Origin of the sequence: Acinetobacter amyesii (assembly GCF_023499985.1) — a bacterium.
Taxonomy (GTDB): domain Bacteria; phylum Pseudomonadota; class Gammaproteobacteria; order Pseudomonadales; family Moraxellaceae; genus Acinetobacter; species Acinetobacter amyesii.
The window spans coordinates 1-23,228 of record NZ_JAMCOU010000038.1 but is presented as its reverse complement, the minus strand read 5'-3'; the positions used below and the strand labels follow the sequence as shown (position 1 = coordinate 23,228).

Below are 23,228 nucleotides of genomic sequence, written 5' to 3'. Positions count from 1 at the left end.
CATGTCTTTTCAAAATATGACTTTTACAAGTCAATGCATCGCTATTGGGCTTTTGCTAGTTGGTATTCAAAATAGCTATACCTATGCAAGTGAAATTTCAAATTTTCAAGATGCTTTAGTCAAAGTTCAGCAATATCAATCACAGTCTGAATCGCAGATACAGCGCCAACAATTGGCGACATTAAATATTCAAAACAGCCGTTTGTGGCAAAATCCAGTGTTCTCCATTGAACAAAATGGATTTGATTCCAATCAGGAACAAGAACTAAGTATCGGTATTAGCCAGCCACTCGATGTTTTTGGCCAACGTAAGATTAATCAAAAAATAGCCTTAATTTCAGAACAGCAGCTTCACTTACAAGAACAGCTTTGGCAAGCTCAGAGTGAGTTGGTGGTGAAGTATGCTTGGGCACAGTATCTATTATCTGAAACTGAAACGACTATCTTTGCAAAGCAACTTAAGCTCAGCCAAAGCAACTTAAACAGTGCTAAAAAGCGTTATCAAGCGGGTAGTATTGCTTTGGTAGATTATGAGCGTACTCAGATTGAACATTTAGATAGTCAAAGACAATATCAACAGGCTTTACTTGAGCTGCAAGCGTCGCAGCGACAACTTTCTAATTTATGGGGAGACTCCCAACCTTCCTTAAGTGTTCTATCAAACAAAGTGGTTTGGCCAAGCGAGATTGAACGTTCAGTTGAAAAAAATATCCAACAAGGTTGGCTCGAAAAACTGTATGCCTTGAATAAGCAACAATCTCAGCAAAAAGTAGAGAATTTAAGAATTAAAAACCTTCCTCAACCCACGTTGAATCTCGGCATGACTCAGACTAAATCACCTCAATCTTTGGATGAAAAGACTTTGGCATTGGGTGTCGAAATTCCTTTAAATATTTTTAATCGTCAGCAATATACGATTCCAATGGCAGAGCGCCAACAGCAGTTATTAAATCAAGTCCAACAAAGAGAATTGAAACAACAAATTCTTGAAATTGCTAATCGTTTGAATGAGCTGAAAGGGTTGCGTCAACAATTTGATGCTATCAATACGCAAATACAGCTTTCCGAGAAAGTCCATTCTCGAACTTTACAGGGTTTTCAGGCAGGCAAATTCTCTATCACGGATATGCACCAGACATCTCTTCAGTTGCAAAATTTACGTTTAGTACAACTGCAAATACTCAAACAAGCTTGGCAGATCGGCCTCAGTGTTGAGGCTTTAAGCTTAGGCACAAGTTATGAAGAGATCAGCCAATCTAATGCTTATAGCCAACTCAATAAAAAAGCCTTTGTCGAAACTCAAAATCTGCTGAATGGTCAGGGAGAATAAGGTGAAAAAATATCAATTTGGAAAAATCTCTCAACTCATTTTAATCAGTGTATTGATCTGCTTAACGGCTTTAATCAGTGTATGGATTTGGTTGGGTTATCAAAATGGAAAAAATGATGAGCATGGGCATGATAGTGAAGCTGAACAGCATGATGATCATGCTAAAGAAAGTAAAGACGATCAGCATAGTGAAGAAGGCGAAATAGAGCTTACAGCGCAACAGATGGTGGAACATGGCCTTAAAGTTGAAACAGTCACACAGGGGGAGGTAAACAGCTTTGTAATACTCCCTGGAAAATTGGTGGTGAATACGGATCAACAAGCGCATATTTCACCGAATTTTAGTGGTCATGTTGAGCAAGTTAATGTTGCTCTTGGTCAGTATGTGGAACGTGGTCAAACGCTTGCAGTACTTTCCATCCCTGAATTAATTGATCAACAAGCGAATTTGAGCATTGCGCAGTCAAGTTTGCGTTTGGCACAACAAGAATACCAACGAGAACAACAGCTTTGGTCACAAGGTATTTCGGCAAAACAAGATTTGCAGCGTGCTGAAAATACCTATCGCCAAGCCCAAATTACAGTGCAATCTCAGCAAGCCCGTCTACACGCTCTAGGTTCAACTGGGCAAAATGGACGTTTTGTTATTCGCGCACCCATTCCAGGCATGATCAGTCAAAAAGACATTGTGGTAGGTGAAAATGTCCAACTGGCGGATCAGCTTTTTGTGATTGAAAATCTAAAAGACCTTTGGTTGGAATTTAATCTACCAAATACCTCAAATATTCATCTTCAAGCAGGGCAAATTTTAAACTTTAAAACCAATGGTTCTGATCAAAATTACCAAGCAAAAGTACAAACGCTGAATTCACAGGCAGATTTACAAACTGGACGTTTACAAGTGCGTGCCAAAGTCACCACACAAGCGGATGTACTGCGTCCAAATGTTTTGGTAAATGTTTTTGTGACTGATGCACAAGCAAAAACAGCGTTAAGAGTCCAGAAAAAAGCCTTACAGCAGGTTGAAGGAAAACCTGTGGTATTTGTGATTGAGTCTGAAGAAAAGGGACTGGTTCATCTTAAAGCACAGCTAATAGAAGTGGGCGTGAGCAGTCAGGATGGGCAATGGCTAGAAGTCATTTCTGGATTAACTGAAGGGCAGAAATACATTGCGGATGGCAGTTTTCTATTAAAGTCTGAATTAGAAAAAGATGAGGCCAGTCATGAGCATTAATCAAGATTTACCTCGTCCTGAAGGATTATTTGAGCGTATTATTCAGTTTACAATTCAAAATGCTATTTGGGTGATGCTGTTTGTCTGCACATGGATTGCAGTGGGTATTTATAGTTATCAGAAGTTGCCGATTGATGCTGTTCCTGACATTACCAATACCCAAGTACAGATCAATACCCAAGCCAATGGTTTTACAGCACTTGAAGTAGAACAACGGATTACCTATCCGATTGAAAATGCCATGGCAGGTATTCCAGATTTGGAGCTAACACGTTCAATCTCCCGCTATGGATTATCCCAAGTCACTGTTGTATTTAAAGATGGAACTGATATCTATTGGGCACGTCAACAAATTAACCAGCGTGTACAAGAAGCGCAAGCTGATTTACCTGCACAAGTTTCACCCACAATGTCACCTGTATCTACTGGCTTAGGTGAAATTTATCAGTGGGTGCTTACAGCCGAACCGAATGCGAAAAAAGTAGATGGTTCTACTTATACAGCGATGGATTTAAGAGAAATTCAGGATTGGATTGTTCGACCGCAACTGCAACGAGTTAAAGGTGTTGCTGAGGTTAATAGTATTGGTGGCTATAATAAAACCTATCTCGTTTCACCCGATCTTAGTCGCATGCAGCAGTTGAATATTGGTTTAGATCAATTACAGCAAGCATTGACACTAAATAATGAAAATCGTGGTGCAGGGTTCATTGAGGAAAATGGTCAGCAACTCACGGTTCGTGTGCCGGGTACCTTGAATAATATCAGTGATATTGAAAACACCATGATTGCAAGTCCGAACGGTAGTCCAATCCGTGTGGGTGATATTGCTCAAGTCTCCATTGGTCATGAATTAAGAACAGGTGGTGCAACCTATAACGGTGTGGAAACGGTACTTGGGATTGCCATGATGGCGATGGGCGAAAATAGCCGTACGGTATCAAAATCGGTAGATGCTAAGATCCAAGATGTTCAGAAAAGCTTACCCAAAGGGGTTAAAATTGAAACTGTTTATGACCGCACCAGTTTGGTCGAAAAGGCGATTAAAACGGTACAAAAAAACCTGATTGAAGGCGCCATTTTGGTCATCGTCATTCTGTTTTTATTTCTCGGGAATATTCGTGCAGCCTTAATTACAGCCTGTGTGATCCCATTGTCGATGCTATTCACACTCACAGGCATGGCGCAAAAAAATATCAGTGCCAATCTCATGAGTTTAGGTGCTTTAGATTTTGGGATTATTGTCGATGGGGCGGTGGTGATTGTTGAAAACTGTATTCGTCGTTTGGCGCATACTCAGCAACAGTTAAAGCGACAATTAACTCAACAAGAGCGTTTTAAAGAGGTTTTTTTAGCCGCACGCCAAGCTCGACGTCCCTTGATTTTTGGGCAATTGATCATTTTAGTGGTGTATTTTCCGATTTTTGCTTTAAGTGGTGTGGAAGCAAAAATGTTCCATCCGATGGCACTGACAGTGGTACTCGCCCTTGTTGCAGCCATTATTTTATCGATCACATTTGTGCCTGCTGCGGTGGCATTGTGGGTCAAAGGCGATATTCAAGAAAAAGAAAGTCGTTGGATGTTATGGCTAAAAGCTAAATATCAGCAAACTCTTGATATTGCGTACCAATACAAAGCAGTTGTGCTGACTTTTGCACTGTGTTTATTAGTGATTACGGGATTCATCAGTACCAAACTCGGCAGTGAATTTGCACCACAGCTCAGTGAAGGAGACTTTGCGGTACAACAGTTGCGTTCACCAAGTACAGGCTTAGAAGAGTCTTTACGTATTCAGGAGAATACTGAAAAGCTTCTTTTAAAGAGTTTCCCTGAAATTAAGGCAGTATTTGCCAGAACGGGTACAGCCGAGGTTGCAACAGATGTCATGCCACCCAATATTTCAGATGGCTATATCATGTTAAAGCCTCGTTCAGAATGGCCAAATCCTAAAGAAAGTTTAGATGAATTACGTGGCCGTATGGTGACGTATTTAGCCACGATTCCAGGCAATAATAGTGAATTTTCACAACCGATTGAACTCCGATTTAATGAATTGATCTCAGGTGTGCGTAGTGATGTTGGTGTGAAAATCTTCGGTGATGATATGGATGTCCTCAATACTGAAGCGACTAAAATCTCCAAAATCATTCAGCAAATATCGGGTAGCAGTGCCGTGAAAGTCGAGCAGACCTCAGGTTTGCCATTACTAAATGTCGAGGTAAATAAAGCTTTGGCTGCGCAATATGGGCTAAGTGTGCGTTCAATTCAAGACCTTGTGGCAACCAGTATTGGTGGTCAAAATGTGGGTGAAATCTTAGAAGGTGATCGACGTTTTGATTTTGAAATTAGATTAACTGATCAAGATCGAAATACATCAACAGTTGCTCAGTTGCCGATTCAGCTTCCTAGTGGAGGGCAAATTGTCTTAGCCGATGTTGCGACAGTCAGTCTAATTGAAGGGGTGAACCAAGTCAGCCGTGAAAATGGTAAACGTCGTATTATTGTGACAACGAATGTTGAAGGGCGTGATCTGGGTTCTTATGTTTCTGAACTGCAAAAGCAGTTAAAAGACTATGATCTGCCAAGTGGATACTGGATTGAATATGGTGGCCAATTTGAAAATTTAGCTTCAGCTCAATCACGTATGCAAATTGTGATTCCACTGGCCTTATTGACTATCTTTATTTTACTCATGGCAGTATTTCATAATGTTAAAGAGAGTCTTTTGGTATTTACAGGCGTACCGTTTGCTTTAACGGGTGGTGTTTTATTCCTTTGGCTACGTGGTATTCCCTTATCCATGTCAGCAGGGATTGGCTTTATTGCACTATCAGGTGTTGCTGTCTTGAATGGCCTGGTGATGCTGACATTTATCAAAGAGCTTCGAAATCAATACAGCTTAGATGAAGCAGTATGGAAAGGGGCAGTTTTGCGTCTACGTCCTGTGCTGATGACGGCTTGTGTCGCTTCACTTGGTTTTGTACCAATGGCACTGGCAACCGGAACAGGCGCTGAGGTTCAACGGCCTCTAGCAACCGTAGTGATTGGCGGGATTATTTCATCTACTTTACTTACCTTAGTTTTATTGCCAGTACTGTATAGATGGGTAAATGAAAAGAAAGTTTCTTAATCCATTAGATTAATTAATTTTTAGCAGAGATATTGAGGCTATCTCAAGCGTCTCTGCTAATCATAGATAGAATAAGGAAATTTTTAGGGAGAGATTACTTCATCTTTATAATCTAAGTCTTATTTAACCTGAATCGCGGATAAGAAATTGACTTGACAAATAAGAGGACTAGAGCCATCAGTTGAGTTAGAGGTTGTTCCACTTGTTTGAACAACTAAAAGCGTATTTATAAGTGATATTCCGCTCTAGTTAAGCCACCTTGTTTTGTTGGGGTAGCTGATCATTGTAAAATTCATTTGGTGTCATTTTGTCCAGCGTCGAATGAGGTCGTTTCAAATTATAAAACTCAAAATATGCACTCAATTGCTTTTTCGCATCTGTGACACTGCTATAAGCTTTGAGATACACCTCTTCATATTTAACGCTCCGCCATAATCGTTCAACCATCACATTATCAACCCATCGACCTTTACCATCCATACTAATCGATACCCTATGCGCAAGTACCTTGCGGCTATGCCAATCAATCACAGCACATAAATAAACAAAGCCTTTTGCCATAGGGATATACGTTATATCCGTAGACCACACTTGATTACTGCGCTGAATGGCCAATCCTTTGAGTCGATATGGATATTTACGGTGAGCTTGATTAGCCTGGCTTAAATTTGGTTTGCAATATAACGCCTGAATACCCATTTTCTTAATTAAAGTACGTGTATGACGTCGTCCTATATGATGCCCTTGACGATTCAACAAATCACGCATCATACGACTGCCTGCAAAAGGATATTGCATATGTAATTCATCAATACATCGCATCAGCTTGAGATCTGATGAGCTAACAGGTTTTTGGCGATAATAATAACAACCACGAGAGACTTTCAGTAACTTAGCTTGTTTAGATACTGAAATCTGAAGTGAGTGATCGATTAACTTTTGTGGTTGAAGCGGCCCAGTTTCTTCAACACACCTTCTAAAAAATCAATTTCTAATGCCTGCTCACCGATTTTTGCATGTAACTTTTTAAGATCAATGGGGGGGCTGATGGAGCTTTTGATTGATCGAAAGCTTGCGAGGAAGCTGAGATTAATTGATTTTTCCAGTCAATAATTTGGTTTTGATGAACATCAAACTCAGAACTCAATTCAGCAAGTGTTTTTTCTGCTTTGATCGCAGCAAGTGCTACCTTAGCCTTAAAGTCGTTTGAATGATTTCTTTTTGGTCTACGTGCCATAAAATACTCCATATATTGAGGTTTATAACATCATTTGGGGAGCAGAATATCACTTATAGGAGTTGTTCAAATTTCCGGATCCATCTCTGTTAATATCGGCATGTTCTGTAATATTTACAGTTTCTAAAATGCACAAAATAAAATCACTGAATGTTATTAAAGCACAGTAGTTTACCCATTTACTCTGCATGAAAAGTAAAAATATGTGCAAATTGCCCACATTTAACAATTTAACCTACATAAATTTAAGCATTAAAAAATTGGCATAGCTCTTGCAATACAGCGCTCAAGGATTTTAATTGAATAGTAGGAGTGTTGAATATGAGCGTGCATGCAGAGTCGCCTTTAACAGAAACACCACTTTCCCAACGTAAAGGCTTTTTCCCAATAGCCTTAGTGTTATTTAGTTTTACTTTTTTCACAGGAACTATGTTTGCTGGTGGAAAAATTGGGGTAGCTTTTGAGTTCACTGATATTTTGTGGATTGTAGCCATAGGCAACTTGCTATTAGGAGCTTATGCCGCGACCTTGGGATTTATTTCTGCACGTAGTGGCTTAAATACAGTTCTAATGGGACGTTTCTGCTTTGGCAACTGGGGCAGTAAACTATCAGACTTTATTTTAGGTTTTGCTGAATTAGGCTGGTTTGCTTGGGGAACAGCAACTCTGGCGATTTCACTTGGAAAAATATTAGGATTTTCTGACAGTTTACTCATTCCTTTGATGGTGCTATTTGGACTCGGTTTTTCCATTACAGCAATTGTCGGCTTTAAAGGACTTGAATATCTATCCCGTGTATCGATTCCTTTAATGTTTATTTTGCTCGTTACTTCTATTGTCTTAGCGACCAAAGAAATTGGTGGATGGACTGGTTTAACTAGTGTTCAACCGACAGAAACACTCACATTCGCAACAGCCATTACCATGGTATTTGGTACCTTTGCCAGTGGTGCAACACAAATTACCAATTGGACGCGCATGTCCAAGAGCGGAAAAATCGCGATTTGGGCATGTCTAGTGAGCTTTGTAATTGGTAATGGTCTAATGGTCCTAGCTGGCGCTTGGATGGCAATCGTTTATCAACAACCCGATATTGTAGAGGTCTTAGTTTTACAAGGGTTATCTATTGCTGCAGTAGTGATGCTTTGCCTGAACTTATGGACGATCCAAGGCCCAGCAATCTATAGTGTTTCAACTGCTGCTTGCCATATGGTAAGAAGTGAACGCCGTAAAACCATGGTGCTTGTAGCTGCTGTTGCGGGGATCATTTTAGCTGCTGCTGGTATGTATGAGCTATTGATTCCGTTCTTATTACTCCTTGGCGCAATTATTCCTCCACTTGGTGGTGTGATCATGGCGGATTACTGGATTCGTCATAAAGGAAAATATCCATTATTAGCTGAAGCAAATATTCCTAATTTTAACTGGATTGGTTTGATTGCTTATTTCACAGGCGCAATTATTGCCTATGTATCACCATGGATTGCACCTATTGTGGGTATTGTGGTGGCATGTACCACTTATAGTGTGTTGAATTATTTATTCCCATTACGTCAGGAATCATCTGTCTTAAATAAAGTAAATGCAGTGGAGTAATGCGATGAATATGACCGTTCAAGATATCCTGAATCTACCTTCACTTTATCCACTAAAATTATGTGGTGGAACAGAAAATATTCATCGGCCTGTCCGCTGGTTCTATGTAGCAGAAAATGAAGGAATCGCTGAATGGATTGAGGGTGGAGAGATTGTATTTGTTACGGGAATCAACTATACCCGTGATGAAAATAATCTCTTAGGTTTACTTGAACAGGCATATGAACGAAATGTAGCTGCGCTTGTCATTATGACAGGTCAGGAATATATCCATGAAATTCCACCTAAACTTATTTCACGCGCAAATGAGCTTGGTTTACCGTTAATTGAGCAACCTTACAGTTTGAAGATGGTTGAAGTTACGCATGCGATTGGTACACAGCTAGTTCAGTTTTCTCAAGTCAAAAAATCGAGTGAAGATGTAATCTCTCAATTACTGACAGGGGATTTTCCATCGGTAGATACAATTCAACTTCGTGCCAAACAGTTAAAAATTAACTTACTTGGACGTCATGTGATTACAGTACTGCGCTTACACAATATTCATGCCTTGTTTCATACCGATACTAATGCTGTGCATGAAAATTATTTTTTCAGAATTAAACGACAGTGTTATGAAGCCTTGGAAAAATGGTCCAAACAGTGGAAGCAGAAAATTCCAGTCATCCGTCAGGGGGATCAGTTTAGTTTGGTACTCAACCTTGATGATCATGATATCGATGCGTGGAAAAAATCACTCATAGAAGTGATCGATCAAATGAGTCAACTTGATAATAAACTTAAGGTCTTTGCAGGGTTCTCAAATGAAGTGAATTCTGCAGTGGCATTTCAACGAGGATTTTGGGAAGCATCCCAAGCTCAGGAAATTGCTTTTGAAATGCAGATGAAAAATAGTATTTGCCAATATCGTGATTTGGGGGTGCTAAAACTTTTAAAAGCGATTCCGAACAAAAGCGTATTGCAGCAATTCATGCATGAAACCTTGGGTATTCTCATTAGCGATAAAAAGCATCCATTTGTACTACTCGAAACGTTAGATGCCTGGCTTAAAGAAAATGGCAACTTAAATGATACAGCCAAACGACTTGGTATCCATAGAAACACCTTAAACCAACGGATTCAAAAAATTGAATCACTGACAAATCAGGTCTTAACTGAGGCAAATTTCCGTCTAAATGCTTCAATGGCATTACTGATCTGGCACATGAGTCATTAATTATTTTAAAAGGAACTAACATGAAAATTATCAATGCAGTTTTACGTCAACAAGAAGGGCTATTTAGTATTATTTACAACAATGGCATCTTTGAAGCCATTGAAAAACAGGCTAGTCTCATTCAAACAGTTGATGTAGATACTATCGATGCACAACAACAATTAGTCATGGCTCCTTTAGTTGATCCACACATTCATTTAGATGCTGTACTCACTGCGGGTGAGCCTGAGTGGAATATGTCAGGTACACTCTTTGAAGGGATTGAACGTTGGGGGCAACGTAAAGCCACGATCACTTTTGAAGATACTAAACTACGTGCTTTAAAAACGCTAGATATGCTCATTGAGCATGGTATTCAACATGTGCGTACACATGTCGATGTCACTGATCCAAGCTTAACTGCAATGCGAGCTATGCTTGAAGTTAAAGAAGAAATCAAAGATAAAGTGAATTTGCAGATTGTAGCATTTCCACAAGAAGGTATTGAGTCATTTAAAAATGGTCGTACTTTAATGGAGGAAGCCGTAAAGCTTGGTGCTGATGTAGTTGGTGGCATTCCACATTTTGAATATACCCGTGAAAAAGGTGTAAGTTCAGTTCATTTCTTGATGGATTTAGCTGAAAAATATAACTGTCTGGTGGATGTACACTGTGATGAGATTGATGATCCAGCATCTCGCTTTTTGGAAGTTTTGGCAGATGAAGCACACGTACGAGGTATGGGGGAACGTGTAACAGCTAGCCATACTACAGCGATGGGATCTTATGACAATGCCTATTGTTACAAGTTATTCCGCTTACTAAAACGTTCTAAAATTAACTTTATTTCGTGCCCTACAGAAAGTATTCATTTGCAAGGAAGATTTGATAGCTATCCAAAGCGCCGAGGTTTGACCCGTGTACCAGAAATTGACCGTGCAGGCATGAATATTTGTTTTGCTCAGGATTCAATTCGTGATCCTTGGTATCCAGTAGGAAACGGTAATATTATTCGTATTCTGGATGCTGGCTTACATATCTGTCATATGCTGGGTTACGAAGACTTACAACGTTGCTTGGATTTTGTTTCAGATAATTCAGCCAAGACTTTATGTTTAGGGGATCAATACGGGATTGAGGTCGGACGTCCTGCCAGTTTTATAATTATGCCGGCTAAAAATGATTATGAAGTTGTTGCTAATCAAGTAAAAGCTATTTTAAGTGTGCGTAATGGTAAAATTATTATGCAAAGACAACAGGACCAAGTGAGCTTACTTAAAGTCGCAAATCTAGCTACGCCTGCATAACTAAATAAAAAATTAAAAAACCGATGTTTATACATCGGTTTTTTAATTTTATAGAGCTAATTTACTAAAGTTTTAAAAGCTAAGGGCTTTGTTGCACAAAGCTTTGAAAGACAAAGTCCCCCTAAATTCCTAAAACAACTTGATACGGTTTAAATCCTTCGAGTACCGCATCGGAAACTAAGTGGTTAAATGCGTCAGTTTTCCCATAAGCCATCCATTGATCAAGAGCTTCATAATAAGCTAATCGATTTTCAACAGTAATGACACAAGGTGGATAGCCAGCTTTTAATAATTCAAGATTCATTAAGAGGCGCGAGGTACGTCCATTGCCATCGATAAATGGGTGAATGCCAACAAAGTCAGCATGTACTTTTGCAGCACGTTCGATAGGGTGAAGTGCATGTGCTTCACTGTTATACCAATCAATCAATTGAGCCATTTTATCATTGAGTAGGGTATAGTCGGGTGGTGTAGTTGTAGCACCTGAAATCAATACGTTTTGCTGGCGATATCGGCCAGCATTATCATCGTCAATATTCTTTAAAATGAGTTGATGGATATTGCGAATTTGCCATTCAGAAAAAGGTTCTTCCTTTCTAATAATGTCTTCAACGTAATAAATGGCATTTCTATGGTTAATTGCCTCGAAGTGCTCTCGTAAAGCTTTTCCACCGACAGTAATGCCTTCTAGTACAACTTTGGTTTCTAATAGAGTAAGTGTATTGCCTTCAATAGCATTGGAATGATAAGTCCATCGTACAATAAGGTCTTCTTGTAAATTTTTTACTATCGCAGGTGATAGGGGACGATGCTGATCTAATTTATTTTTTAAATCATCAATAATTTCAAACATTACCTTATCCCTGAATATATCTAAAAGAATGATACATCAAAAAAGAAAATCAAAGAAATGATATGTTATAATATATCATTTTATGGCGTGTTCGATGTTGGTATAATCAGTACGCCACTTCAAATCCTGAATTTGGATTTGAATAAGATTTTAAAAGTGATTCAATGCACTAAATCTAATTTGGGTCAAAATTGGGTCAAAGATTTTTTTTATTTAATAAAATAGCTTTAGAATGAATAGGTTATGAGCTGAGTTCAATTGACGCCATCCCACCAAAATTAAAAAAAGCCTTAAATCTTATTGATTTAAAGCTTTTTTATTGCCAGTTTATAAATTCTTTACGACTTAAAAGACTACATCTTGTATCACTGCATCTATCACATAAAAAAATAAAAATTTCATGCAGTGGTGAATTTTATAAAATAAAAATATTCAAGATTTAAAATACATCTTATATGGCTAATTAATAAAATATATCTAGTAAGGAAAACTTGAAGCACTAACACGGAAAAGGGAAATTGCCTTCACAAGTGATTGATTCATACTGAAACTGTAGTAAACAGAGGACACTTCAGATGAAACATACACGCATTAGAACTTTTAATACAAAAGCAACTTACCCAGAACAAAATTTAGATAATGACTTATGCCAAGCAGTTGTCGCACGCGGCAGCACAGTGTTCTTACGCGGTCAAATTGGACAAAACCTAGATACATCTGAAAGCGTATGCATTGGCGATGCTTCGGGCCAAGCAGAACAAGCCATGTATAACATTAAGATGCTGCTCGAAGAAGCTGGCGGTGAACTTGAAGATATTTGCAAAATCACAATCTATATTATTGATCCGCGCTACCGTGAAGATGTTTACCGTGTCGTTGGCAAATGGCTAAAAGGCGTGTTCCCAGTTTCAACAGGTATTGTCGTTTCGGCACTTGCCCGTCCTGAATGGCTGGTTGAAATTGATGCAACTGCAGTTATTCCTGACTAAGTAAAAGGAGCAACGCAGCCTATGACATTTTCAATTATTGCCCGCTGTCATAAAACGGGGCAATTTGGAGGAGCGATCAGCTCTTCTTCTCCAGCTGTTGCATCGCGGTGCATTCAAGCCAAGGCCGGTGTGGGTGTTGCAACATCTCAGAACATTACAGATCCATACTTGGCAAATATTTTGCTAGATATGACCAAATATGATCTGGCGCCAGACGATGCGATTGCTGAATTGGTCAAAAATACCGACTTTATTGAGTATCGACAGCTGACGGTTTTAAATTTTGATGAAAAGCCTGCTGCATTTAGCGGCAAATATACCTTAGGTGTTCATTCTCAGTGCGTAGGGGAGCATGCTGTTGGTGCGGGAAATCTGCTTGCAAATGAAGATGTTCCTCAGGCCATGGTTGACGCTTTTCATCAGGCATCCGGCAGTTTGGCAGAGCGTTTGCTTATAGCGCTGCAAGCTGGTTTAGATGCAGGCGGCGAAGCTGGCCCAGTTCATTCAGCAGGTATTCTAGTAGTCGATAAACTGGAATGGCCTGTGATTAATCTTCGGGTTGATTGGTCTGAAACTCCAATTGAGGACTTGTATCAGCTTTGGAAAGTGTATGAACCGCAAGTTGAGGATTATGTTGCACGGGCTTTAGATCCATCCAGCTCTCCAAGTTATGGTGTACCGGGCGACGAATAATGCTTAGCCTGCGCTGAAAAGGACGCGGCATTGTTAAATCGAATTTCTTTACGTCAAATGCAATATTTTGTTGCGACAGCTGAAAGCGGCAGCATTATTATTGCATCTGAAAAAATTCACGTTTCTTCACCTTCTATTTCAGCGGCGATAGCCCACATAGAATCTGAATTGCAAGTACAGCTATTTATTCGCCAGCATGCAAAAGGCTTAATGCTGACCAGCATTGGCGAAAAAGTCATGCAGGAATGCAAATTCATTTTAAGTCAGGCCAGCAGCTTATATGCTTTGGCTGCTGACTTTTCAGGTTCTATCCGTGGGCCCTTAAAGCTCGGCTGCTTTACTGCATTTTCACCCATGATTTATGCAGAAATCATTCATGGCTTTGCCAATTTATATAAAAATGTCACTTTGGAGCTAAGTGAGGATGATCAGCAGATTTTGTTGAGCCAGTTGGCGCGTAATGAATTGGATGTCGCATTGACTTATGATTTAAATATTGATCATGACCTGATTAATTTCGAACCTTTGGCCGTGCTGCCGCCGCATGTTTTGGTCAGTGAAGCGCATCCTCTAGCAAAAAATGTGGCGGTGACTTTAGAAGAACTGGCAGAACTGCCGATGGTGCTTTTAGATATGCCTTTCAGTAATGATTACTTTATTTCATTGTTCCGTAAGCATAAGTTAAGCCCGTTGGTGGCGCATACTTCGCGCCATGTGGATGTCGTCCGTTCGATGGTAGCCAATAATCTGGGCTATACCATTTTAAATGTGCGCCCGAAAAATAATTATTCATTAGACGGCAAACGACTCGTCCGCTTGCGTATAGCAGGCGATAACCGTCCGATGAAAATTGGTTTGGCGACTGCAAAAAATGCAAATCTGAATACGGTGTCGCAGGCATTCATCAGCCGCTGCCGTGCATTCCTATCCAATCAATACATACCCGGTATGGGCGATGCGCATTTCTTTGATCCGCATATTAAGACAAAGCCTGTACTGGAAGAGGCATAAATAGTGACTGATGTAAACAGCATACAGCTGTTAGATAAATTTATTTCTTTTGATACAACATCTTATAAAAGCAATTTAGCGTTTATTTTTTATGTTCAAAAATTATTTGAGCAAAACGGTATTTTTACAGAACTGAATTTTAATGCAGAACAGAGCAAGGCTAATTTATTGGCCAGTGTGGGACCGCGTGATCAGGCGGGTATTCTTTTGTCTGGCCACTCAGATGTTGTGCCGGTAGAGGGGCAGCAGTGGGATTCGCCAGCCTTTGAAGCGACGCATAAAGACGGAAGAATTATTGGCCGCGGAACAGCGGATATGAAAGGCTTTTTAGCATGTGCCATCATCGCCATGTTGAAAGCTTCAAAATTAGAGCTCAAACGTCCGCTGCATTTGTGTATTTCTTATGATGAGGAAATAGGCTGTATTGGTGTACGTGGGATTTTAGATCAACTGGCTTCCACGATTATTTCCCCTATCTTATGTGTGATTGGTGAGCCGACCATGATGCAGTTGGCATTGGCGCATAAAGGCAAAACGGTATTCCGCGCCCGCTGCTGCGGTGAAGAGGGGCATTCGGCTTTAGCGCCTAATTATGTCAATGCGATCCATGTGGCCAGCCAGCTGGTGACTTCTTTGCAAACCATTCAGCAGAACCTCCGTCAACAAGGACATAAGGACGCTGGCTATGATATTCCTTACAGCACGGTGCATGTGGGTAAGATTAATGGTGGGACAGCGCTGAATATTGTACCGAACAGCTGTGTGGTGGATTATGAAATCCGTCATTTGGCGGAGGACAGCAGCAGTCTTATTCAAGAGCAGATATTAAGTCAAATACAGGATGACTTCCGCAGTCACATTGAGGTTGAAGAAGTCAACCAATATCCAGGGTTGAAAACCTCCAAAACCATTGAGGCGGTTCAGTTTATTCAAAGCCTGTTGCCAGAAGAAACCTCTATAGGCAATATTTCCTTTGGTACTGAGGGCGGATTGTTCCAAGGGGCGCTGCATTGTCCTGTGATGGTTTGTGGCCCGGGAGATATCGCTGTAGCGCATAAACCGAATGAATATGTAGATATAGATCAGCTGCAGCAGTGTGATATTTTCTTAGAAAAGCTTTATATGAGTTTAAGGGTATAATCAGCTTTGATTTATAATGCTTAAGTTATTTAAAAATGAAGCTTGTATTTATATTTGTTTTTAGATAATTATAAAAAGGTAACTACAGTGTTTATTATAAATGCCGTAGATGTGCAAATTTTTAAAAGGTCAGTTATCTGGCCTTTTTTATTGCTTAATTATTTCTGTATTAAGACCTCAATTTTTCAAAATTACTTATTCACTCAAAGTTCGCTATAACAAAGGAAATAGAACAGAATCATGCGAGTGGGGTATTGAATGGATTTTAATTGGTCTTATACATTCAGTTTGTTTTCACATAAAAACTTTTGGGCCGCAACTTGGACCGTCATTGAACTCAGCGTATTGGTTTGGGTGGTCGGCATTGTATTGGGCTTTGTACTGGCGTTGGGCAAACAGTCTAAATTCAAACCTTTGGCATGGTCGAGTGATCTTTATATTTGGTTCTTTAGAAGCTTACCGCTGCTGGTGCTGCTGGTTTTTGTTTATAACCTGCCGCAAATTTTCCCAGCTTCGAGTGTGCTTTTGGCGTCGCCATTTATTGCAGGTCTGATTGCTATGACTTTAAGTGAAGCGGCTTATATTGCAGAGATTCACCGTGGCGGTCTAACAGCGGTGCATAAGGGGCAAATTGAAGCGGGTAAGGCGCTAGGCATGAAATATTCAGGCATTCAGCGTTTAGTGATGATTCCGCAAGCCTTTCGTGTTGCGCTTCCAGCACTGGGTAATGAATATGTTTCCATTGTAAAACTCACATCTTTGGTTTCGGTCATTTCACTCACTGAAATTTTATTGGTCGGTCAGCGTTTATATACCCAAAACTTTTTGGTGATGGAAACCATGCTGGCCGTAGCATTCTATTATGTGCTGATCGTGACTGTCTTTGGCTGGTTGCTCGGCTGGTTTGAACGCCGTATAGATATTACGAACCGTAAACCAGGGATGCTGGCAGAAAATGATCCGCTGCTGCAGCTGCCGCAAGCTTCTGTGCGTGCGCGTAAAGAGATCAATACTGAACGCAATGGCGAATATGCATTGGAAGCTATTGATATTCATAAAGCCTATGGTGAGCATGAAGTCCTGAAAGGGATTGATTTAAAAGTGAAATGGGGTGAGGTCATTTCCGTTATTGGGCCATCGGGTTCAGGTAAAACGACATTTATCCGTACTTTAAATGGCTTAGAAAGCTTGAATAAAGGCACAGTCAATTTATTGGGTCAGCCTTTCTTAAAAGATCAGGAATTAACTGATGAATCGCCTGCATATAAACAGCAAATTGTAAATGTCGGAATGGTGTTCCAAAGCTTTAACCTGTTTCCGCATAAAACGATTTTGGAAAATGTCATGCTTGCACCGCTGTATCACAAGCGCGGTACGGTGCTGGATAACAAAATTACGGCTTTAGCGATGTTGGAAAAAGTCGGTATGAAAATGCATGCCAATAAGTTTCCGCACCAGCTTTCAGGTGGTCAGCAGCAGCGTGTGGCGATTGCCCGTGCGCTAGCCATGCAGCCGTCGATTATTCTGTTTGATGAACCAACTTCAGCATTAGACCCTGAATTGGTCAATGAAGTGCTGAAAGTGATTGAAGAATTGGCACAAGAAGGCTTAACCATGATTATTGTGACCCATGAAATGCGCTTTGCTTTTCAAGTATCTGATCGTGTAATGTTTATGGAAAACGGTCATGTGGTATTAAATGATACACCAGAAGCATTAATGCAGTCTGATAATGAGCGGTTCCAAAAATTTATTGCCAAGGATTAACTTTTTATAAAACCTCTAAGTAGTATTTCTATTTAAATTAAAGAAAGCAGTCATTATTGGCTGCTTTTTTCATATTTTAATCGCTAAATTTTAAATTCTATTTTTATAAAGCTTTGCATAAAAAAATCCAAATCGGATTCTGTATATGTTTGTTCTATCTTCAAATGACAGATAAACATAAAGAGTTGGGTGGATGGGGTATGAAAAATAAATCAATGTTCATTGGGGCTATCGTTGGCGGTTTACTATTGGCTGGCTGCTCGAAACAGTCAGAACCAACTGCAGATTCGGCAGCGCCGGTAGCAGAAAAACGTTTGGTCACTGTAGGTTCAGACCTGACTTTCCCTCCATACGAGTATTTGAAAGATGGCGTGCCAAGCGGTGTCAGCGTTGAAATCATGGAAAAGATTGCTGAAGTTGACGGTAGCTATAAGGCCGACTGGGTGGATACACGCTGGGCGAATCTGATCCCTGGTTTGAAAGGCGAAAAGTACGATATTTTATTTTCATCTATGTACATCACGCCTGAGCGTCTTGAACAGATTGATATGATCCCTTACTACAAAACAGATATTTCATTGCTGGTGCGTCATGATTCCAAGCTTGCACCTAAAGGGCCAAATGATTTGTGCGGTGCTGTAGTGGGCGTAATGAAAGGTACTGCGTTCTCAACTCAGGCACATGAAATTTCAGCGAAAAATTGTGTAGCAAATGGTAAGAAAGCGCTGATGATCCGTGAGTTTGAAACATCGCCGCAAACCACGCAGGCGCTATTAGCGCATGCTGTAGAAATCCAATATGACGATGCCGCAGTCATGAAAGCGGCTGAAACTAGCTTAGCTGGCAAAGTGAAGATTACGTCGACAGAACAATTCTTCCCGACAGTAGGAGGTATTGGCATCCGTAAAGGTGATACCGAAACGTATAAGCTCGTTGAGGAAGGTTTGAATCGTATTAAAGCCTCAGGCGAATATGAAGAAATTTTGACTGCATATGGCTTAAAAGCACCGACTGAAGAAGACATTGCAGCAGTCATGAATAAATAAAAGCGAATAGGATGAGCAAATGTTAAATCAAAACCAAATTGAACAATTTCACCGTGACGGTTTTTTAGTTGTCGAAAATGTCGTAGATGCTGCGGAATTACAGGGTCTACGTCAGCAGTTGGAAGCATGGATTGACGAAAGCCGAGGCTTTGCAGAAGCTTATGGAGAAACCATTGATGGACGCTCGCGCTTTGATGTCGATCCTGCGGATCACAGCTCAGAACATCCTGCACTGCGTCGTGTTAGTTCTCCGACGGAAATTTCAGATGCATATTTTGAAACAGCCATTCATTCTAATATGGCGCAAATGGCTGGAGAGCTCATTGGAGGCAGCGGCACCCGTTTTCACCACAGTAAAGTAAATGCTAAACTGCCGCATACAGCGACCACTGTGAAATGGCATCAAGATTTTCCATTCACGCCGCATACTAATGATGACATGATCACAGCGTTATTGATGGTGGGTGAGGTGACAGAAGACAATGGCCCGCTGCAGGTGATTCCGGGCAGCCAAAAGGGCGAGTTGTATAACCATTGGCAAGATGGCCGTTTCACAGGCAAAGTGGAAGATGAAGTCGAGGCGGAGCAGTGCCAAAAATTTGTGTCTTGCACAGGCCCTGCAGGCTCAGTCTGTTTCATGCATACCCGTTTGCTGCATGCATCTGGTGCAAATAATACTGAGTTGCCGCGTTATTTATTCATTACGGTATATGCAGCAGAAGATGCGGTTGCATTGTCAGATAACCCGCTGCCAAGCGTGCACCAAGGGCAATTGGTTTATGGACAAGAAAGCGGGCAAGTACGTATGACAGCGAATCATTTGAAAATGCCGCAAAAGCCCAAGGGGGCCTCTTTCTTTGTACAACAAGCCGGTTTAGAAATGGCTTAACGAATTTAGAACGAGAGTGAAAAAAAGAGCTTCAATTGAAGCTCTTTTTTATTGTTTAAGTTTTCTTAGTCCATAAAGCTTGGATCTTCAGCTGCCAAAATTTCTTTCATTTCTTCGAAATGTGCGATGCTGAAATCTTCAATTTTTTCCCAATCCTGCGCTGTTTTTTCTGCCACAGCATCATCCAAAATATTTAAGGTTTGGCCAGTGGAATAGGCATGAATCAGGATTTGACTTGAGCGCTCAAAGGTATACATATCATCAAAAGCAAGGCCGATATCATGTGAGCCGATCAGTACACCGTGGTTGCCCATCAGCAGTCGGGTATTGGTCTGCAGCAGCTGAGCAAGACGCTGACCTTCAGCGATCTGATCTGCCATGCCTGAATAATGTGAATCATAAGAAACACGGTTAAAGTAGCGTGCGCTGTTTTGCTCAATCGGCAGCAAGGTCGGATTTTTTAGGCAGGAAAGCGCAGTTGCATAAATCGGGTGTAAATGCATGATGACTTTAATATCAGGGCGCAGCTTATGAATTTGGCCATGAATGGCCCATGCGGTTGAGTCTATTTTGCCTTTTTCAAAACTGCCTGCATCATCAGCATGGACCAAGATTAAATCACTGGCCTTTACCTTAGAAAAATGTACCCATTTCGGATTTAGTAAAAAAGATTTTCCGTCCTCTGAAACAGCGGCACTGAAGTGGTTGGCGACTGCCTCATGCATGCCTAATTTTGCACTCAAACGCAGTGCTGCTGCGAGGTCTATACGAATTTGCTGTTCTGTTTTCATCATATTGCTCTGCTTAGAATATGAGAAAAGTCTATTACTGTTTAATCAAAAGCTTGCATCGCTTTTTTTGGAGTATTGCGTAGGAATTTCAAAATTACAATCTCGAAAAATCTCACGTATAACAGTTCTAAAACGTACATAAAGTACTCAAGGAGTATTGCAGTGAGTGTAATGTTAAAAGTGAAACCATTAGTAGCAGCGGCATGTTTGGTTTGGGGTTTAACTGCATGCAGTAAAAGTGCGGATACGGCATCATCAGCGGCATCGGCTTCTGATGCGGCAGCTGCAGGCCAGACCTATCAGATAGGCAGTGATATGACATTCCCGCCATTTGAATATATGGAAAATGACAAACCTGCTGGTTTTGACATTGATGTAGCCAATCAAATCTTTGCACATTCAAATGCTCAAGCAAATTTTATCGACAGCCGTTTTTCTAACTTGATTACGGGTTTGGAAGCGAAAAAATTTGATTTAGTGATGTCAGGTTTATACATCACCAAAGAGCGTTTAGAAAAAGTGGATATGGTTCCGTATTACATGACGACAGAGGCTTTGCTCGCATTGGCGGATTCTGAATATCAGCCGAAAACCCGTGATGATTTATGCGGTAAAACAATTTCTGCGCAAAAAGGCTCAATGTTCCCTGAGCAGCTGCGCCAAATGTCTGCAGAAAGCTGTGTAGCGAAGGGTAAAGCGGCCATCACCATACGTGAGTTTGATACCTCGCCTGAGTCAGTGCAGGCGCTGCTGTCTAAAGCAGTGGATGCGCATTATGACGATACCAGTGTAGCGATGAGCACTGCAGAAAAGCTGAAAGGCCGTGTTCAAATCAGTTCGACAGAGCAATTTTTCCCAGTTCTAGGCGGTATTGCGATCCGTAAGGGAGATACAGCCATGCTGGAAAAAGTCACCCAAGGTTTGGATGCCATGAAACAGTCTGGTGAATTTGACAAGCTGCTGGTGAAGTACAACTTGCAAGCGCCTAGCGCTGAAGAAATTGCGAAATACATGCCGAAATAGGCATAGATCGATCCTCTATTTTCATTCTCATATTTTCCTAGCTTCGTTTAAAGCGAAGCGCTGCAGGGGCTTTTGCAAAAAAGCCCGCAGTACACACTTGACTTAACAACAGGTATAGAGATTTAAATAATGCAAAAGAAAGCTTTAAATTATTGTGTTTCATTGTTGCTGTTGGGGTGTGCGGCTACACCTGCTATAGCTGCAGATTTATCCATTGGGGATCCAAAAACTGACTTAGGGGAATTAAAACTCTCAGGTTTTTTAAGAGTGAAATACCAAGACAAAAGCTGGACGGAAAATGATCATAAGTTGACCTTCGATGCAGCGCGTATCAACTTGGACTATACTTCACCGAAAATTTTTGGTCATTTAGAGTATCGCTGCTATCAATATAATAAGCTGTGCGATTTTTCCACATTGGTCGATGCTTATGTAGGTTATAACATTAACGACAGTCATTTGATTCAAGCAGGTTTGCAGCCTGTGCCGTTTGGGCCGGGGCGCTTTTGGGAAAGCAACTATTATGGCGGTGTCATTACACAGATTGGCTTAGAAGACGTACATAATGTCGGGCTGAAATACCAAGGCAAGTTTGATACAGGCACGCAAGTGGAATTGGCTTACTTTACTGGAGATGGCGGCAGCTACAGCGGCCCTTATTCAGAAGATGCCAGCCGTTACACTACAAACTTCGTTAAACCTGAAGATTCAAGCCTGACACATTTAGATGAACAAAATATGTTTATTGGCCGTGTAAAGCAGGAAATCCGAAGTCTGCCGGAACCGATGAAAGGGAACATTGGTGCATCGTATTGGCAGTCGGATATTGAAAACAAAACCAATGGCCAAACGGGTGACCGTCAAGCATGGGCGGTATTTGGCAATGTGAGCTATAACAATCTGGGGTTTGGCTTAACACTGGGTAAAAATGAAATGGATAACAAAGATCCGCTGACGCCCAAAACATCTTTAATGGGTTCATTTGATGATAATTTTATGGTGGCAAATGAGGGGATGTTCTATACCGCAGATGTCAGCTATAAGTTTAAGAATGTAGGCAAACTGGATGCGGTTATGCCGTATGCCATGTACAGCAGTTATGTGAAGTCTGAAGACGGTTATGACGATTCATCGCGTAATTTACTGGGAGTAGCGGCTTATTATAAAAACATGAGCTTTGTGGCTGAATATATTATGGGTAAAAATGACTTCCTGATTGGCGGCCCGAGTAGCTCGTATGCGCAAGGCGGCGATGATGATACGCATGAACTGTTGAATCTGCAGTTCTATTACAATTTCTAAGTCAGATACTTTCGATTAAACTCACACCGTATAAAGCAATTTATACGGTGTTTTTATCTGCCTGAAATTTAGTTTTTGCAGTGCTGTTCAGGATACATGTGGAATTTACGTATCAAGTTTGGTGAATTTTGTTTCAATCGCTGAATATTGAGTTCGATGATGAATTACGAACAAGCAGAAATGAGCAGGAGGTATTTGAAAAGCTTCATATCACGAAGTACGGGATCAGACTTTATCTGAAAATTTGCATTAAATTTTGTTGCGCAAATTAAAATGGTTTCGGGAGAGTTTGCAATATCAATAACTACTTGGATATCGATTACTATTTTATCTGGACACTTTTGTTTGCTTTATCTTTGAATGGGATTACACAAAACTGTGGAATATTGATTAAAATTAGGCTTATAACAGTAAAAACCATGGAAAAAGCACCATTGAGTAGAATAGTGCTCTTTGTATTTGTGTAAGGTTTTGAAATTTATTGATAAAATAAATTGATTTCTTATAACGTGTATTATGTTTATTTTAGGGAAATAACTAGACTTCTTTCATAATTCATTTTTTGCTCAGCTCTAAATTATAGATTCCCGCAATTAAATTGAATCTTAAGCCCAGTCTTTTTCCTCGATTACGATATCGCTCGGCAAGGATTTTGAAAGTTTTTAAACTACCAAATACATGCTCAACCCCAATTC

17 protein-coding genes and 2 pseudogenes are annotated in these 23,228 nt (G+C 40.5%); 15 read left to right on the top strand and 4 right to left on the bottom strand.

What is annotated here, in order from left to right; translation table 11 throughout:
• Position 1: 1 nt before the first annotated feature.
• From M5F03_RS14655 to M5F03_RS14645, 3 genes are read left to right on the top strand one after another with little or no spacing between them, the layout of a single operon-like run.
• Positions 2–1,330, top strand: a complete 1,329-nt coding sequence (locus tag M5F03_RS14655; RefSeq protein ID WP_249708760.1) for a TolC family protein — start codon at positions 2–4, stop codon at positions 1,328–1,330.
• Positions 1,314–2,564 (top strand): efflux RND transporter periplasmic adaptor subunit, encoded by a 1,251-nt coding sequence (locus tag M5F03_RS14650; RefSeq protein WP_372491157.1) that lies wholly within the window; start codon positions 1,314–1,316, stop codon positions 2,562–2,564. The genes M5F03_RS14655 and M5F03_RS14650 overlap by 17 nt, the downstream gene beginning before the upstream one ends.
• Complete coding sequence (locus M5F03_RS14645) at positions 2,554–5,694, top strand: efflux RND transporter permease subunit (RefSeq protein WP_249708758.1); 3,141 nt, start codon at positions 2,554–2,556, stop codon at positions 5,692–5,694. The genes M5F03_RS14650 and M5F03_RS14645 overlap by 11 nt, the downstream gene beginning before the upstream one ends.
• Positions 5,695–5,943: 249 nt before the next feature.
• Here the strand turns inward: M5F03_RS14645 and M5F03_RS14640 are convergent.
• A pseudogene (locus M5F03_RS14640) lies at positions 5,944–6,943 on the bottom strand (IS3 family transposase).
• Positions 6,944–7,252: 309 nt separating this feature from the next.
• On the opposite strand from M5F03_RS14640, the gene codB reads away from it, so the two are divergent.
• From codB to codA, 3 genes are read left to right on the top strand one after another with little or no spacing between them, the layout of a single operon-like run.
• A complete protein-coding gene (gene codB / locus M5F03_RS14635) occupies positions 7,253–8,527 on the top strand; it encodes a cytosine permease (RefSeq protein WP_249708756.1) in 1,275 nt (424 codons plus the stop codon).
• A gap of 4 nt (positions 8,528–8,531) precedes the next feature.
• On the top strand, positions 8,532–9,743 hold the full coding sequence (locus M5F03_RS14630; RefSeq protein WP_249708755.1) for a PucR family transcriptional regulator: 1,212 nt from the start codon (positions 8,532–8,534) through the stop codon (positions 9,741–9,743).
• Positions 9,744–9,763: 20 nt separating this feature from the next.
• Entirely contained in the window at positions 9,764–11,029 is a 1,266-nt protein-coding gene (gene codA / locus M5F03_RS14625) for a cytosine deaminase (RefSeq protein ID WP_249708754.1), read from the top strand.
• A gap of 121 nt (positions 11,030–11,150) precedes the next feature.
• Here the strand turns inward: codA and M5F03_RS14620 are convergent, their stop codons facing one another.
• Complete coding sequence (locus M5F03_RS14620) at positions 11,151–11,882, bottom strand: Fic family protein (RefSeq protein ID WP_249682331.1); 732 nt, start codon at positions 11,880–11,882, stop codon at positions 11,151–11,153.
• 575 nt (positions 11,883–12,457) lie between these two features.
• Here M5F03_RS14620 and M5F03_RS14615 point away from each other — a divergent pair.
• The 7 genes from M5F03_RS14615 to M5F03_RS14580 all read left to right on the top strand — a co-directional run bounded on the left by M5F03_RS14615 (position 12,458) and on the right by M5F03_RS14580 (position 19,417).
• Positions 12,458–12,871, top strand: coding sequence for a RidA family protein (locus M5F03_RS14615; protein ID WP_249708753.1), 414 nt, complete (start codon positions 12,458–12,460; stop codon positions 12,869–12,871).
• A 21-nt stretch (positions 12,872–12,892) separates the two neighbouring features.
• Positions 12,893–13,564, top strand: coding sequence for a DUF1028 domain-containing protein (locus M5F03_RS14610; RefSeq protein ID WP_078190011.1), 672 nt, complete (start codon positions 12,893–12,895; stop codon positions 13,562–13,564).
• Between the two features lie 30 nt (positions 13,565–13,594).
• Positions 13,595–14,575, top strand: a complete 981-nt coding sequence (locus tag M5F03_RS14605; RefSeq protein WP_111885201.1) for a LysR family transcriptional regulator — start codon at positions 13,595–13,597, stop codon at positions 14,573–14,575.
• Between the two features lie 3 nt (positions 14,576–14,578).
• Positions 14,579–15,715, top strand: coding sequence for an acetylornithine deacetylase (argE, locus tag M5F03_RS14600; RefSeq protein ID WP_171319262.1), 1,137 nt, complete (start codon positions 14,579–14,581; stop codon positions 15,713–15,715).
• Positions 15,716–15,973: 258 nt separating this feature from the next.
• Complete coding sequence (locus M5F03_RS16655; RefSeq protein ID WP_283773903.1) at positions 15,974–17,482, top strand: amino acid ABC transporter permease/ATP-binding protein; 1,509 nt, start codon at positions 15,974–15,976, stop codon at positions 17,480–17,482.
• A 200-nt stretch (positions 17,483–17,682) separates the two neighbouring features.
• Positions 17,683–18,528, top strand: coding sequence for a transporter substrate-binding domain-containing protein (locus tag M5F03_RS14585; RefSeq protein WP_111885234.1), 846 nt, complete (start codon positions 17,683–17,685; stop codon positions 18,526–18,528).
• 19 nt (positions 18,529–18,547) lie between these two features.
• Complete coding sequence (locus M5F03_RS14580; RefSeq protein ID WP_111885198.1) at positions 18,548–19,417, top strand: phytanoyl-CoA dioxygenase family protein; 870 nt, start codon at positions 18,548–18,550, stop codon at positions 19,415–19,417.
• 65 nt (positions 19,418–19,482) lie between these two features.
• On the opposite strand, the gene M5F03_RS14575 is transcribed toward M5F03_RS14580, so the two are convergent.
• A complete protein-coding gene (locus tag M5F03_RS14575; protein ID WP_249682337.1) occupies positions 19,483–20,211 on the bottom strand; it encodes a class II aldolase and adducin N-terminal domain-containing protein in 729 nt (242 codons plus the stop codon).
• Between the two features lie 168 nt (positions 20,212–20,379).
• Here M5F03_RS14575 and M5F03_RS14570 point away from each other — a divergent pair, with 168 nt between their 5' ends.
• Together M5F03_RS14570 and M5F03_RS14565 are read left to right on the top strand one after the other, a co-directional pair.
• On the top strand, positions 20,380–21,231 hold the full coding sequence (locus M5F03_RS14570; RefSeq protein ID WP_111885197.1) for an ABC transporter substrate-binding protein: 852 nt from the start codon (positions 20,380–20,382) through the stop codon (positions 21,229–21,231).
• A gap of 129 nt (positions 21,232–21,360) precedes the next feature.
• Entirely contained in the window at positions 21,361–22,533 is a 1,173-nt protein-coding gene (locus tag M5F03_RS14565) for a hypothetical protein (protein WP_111885196.1), read from the top strand.
• 555 nt (positions 22,534–23,088) lie between these two features.
• On the opposite strand, the pseudogene M5F03_RS14560 reads toward M5F03_RS14565, so the two are convergent.
• Positions 23,089–23,228 (bottom strand): annotated as a pseudogene (locus M5F03_RS14560) (IS5/IS1182 family transposase); the annotation flags it as partial.

Excerpts from the sequence above, each read along its gene's own strand:
- M5F03_RS14655 (WP_249708760.1), top strand. The coding sequence starts at position 2 with ATGTCTTTTCAAAATATGACTTTTACAAGTCAATGCATCGCTATTGGG.
- M5F03_RS14650 (WP_372491157.1), top strand. The coding sequence starts at position 1,314 with ATGGTCAGGGAGAATAAGGTGAAAAAATATCAATTTGGAAAAATCTCT.
- M5F03_RS14645 (WP_249708758.1), top strand. The coding sequence starts at position 2,554 with ATGAGCATTAATCAAGATTTACCTCGTCCTGAAGGATTATTTGAGCGT.
- codB (WP_249708756.1), top strand. The coding sequence starts at position 7,253 with ATGAGCGTGCATGCAGAGTCGCCTTTAACAGAAACACCACTTTCCCAA.
- M5F03_RS14630 (WP_249708755.1), top strand. The coding sequence starts at position 8,532 with ATGAATATGACCGTTCAAGATATCCTGAATCTACCTTCACTTTATCCA.
- codA (WP_249708754.1), top strand. The coding sequence starts at position 9,764 with ATGAAAATTATCAATGCAGTTTTACGTCAACAAGAAGGGCTATTTAGT.
- M5F03_RS14620 (WP_249682331.1), bottom strand. The coding sequence starts at position 11,882 with ATGTTTGAAATTATTGATGATTTAAAAAATAAATTAGATCAGCATCGT.
- M5F03_RS14615 (WP_249708753.1), top strand. The coding sequence starts at position 12,458 with ATGAAACATACACGCATTAGAACTTTTAATACAAAAGCAACTTACCCA.
- M5F03_RS14610 (WP_078190011.1), top strand. The coding sequence starts at position 12,893 with ATGACATTTTCAATTATTGCCCGCTGTCATAAAACGGGGCAATTTGGA.
- M5F03_RS16655 (WP_283773903.1), top strand. The coding sequence starts at position 15,974 with ATGGATTTTAATTGGTCTTATACATTCAGTTTGTTTTCACATAAAAAC.
- M5F03_RS14585 (WP_111885234.1), top strand. The coding sequence starts at position 17,683 with ATGAAAAATAAATCAATGTTCATTGGGGCTATCGTTGGCGGTTTACTA.
- M5F03_RS14580 (WP_111885198.1), top strand. The coding sequence starts at position 18,548 with ATGTTAAATCAAAACCAAATTGAACAATTTCACCGTGACGGTTTTTTA.
- M5F03_RS14575 (WP_249682337.1), bottom strand. The coding sequence starts at position 20,211 with ATGATGAAAACAGAACAGCAAATTCGTATAGACCTCGCAGCAGCACTG.
- M5F03_RS14570 (WP_111885197.1), top strand. The coding sequence starts at position 20,380 with ATGTTAAAAGTGAAACCATTAGTAGCAGCGGCATGTTTGGTTTGGGGT.
- M5F03_RS14565 (WP_111885196.1), top strand. The coding sequence starts at position 21,361 with ATGCAAAAGAAAGCTTTAAATTATTGTGTTTCATTGTTGCTGTTGGGG.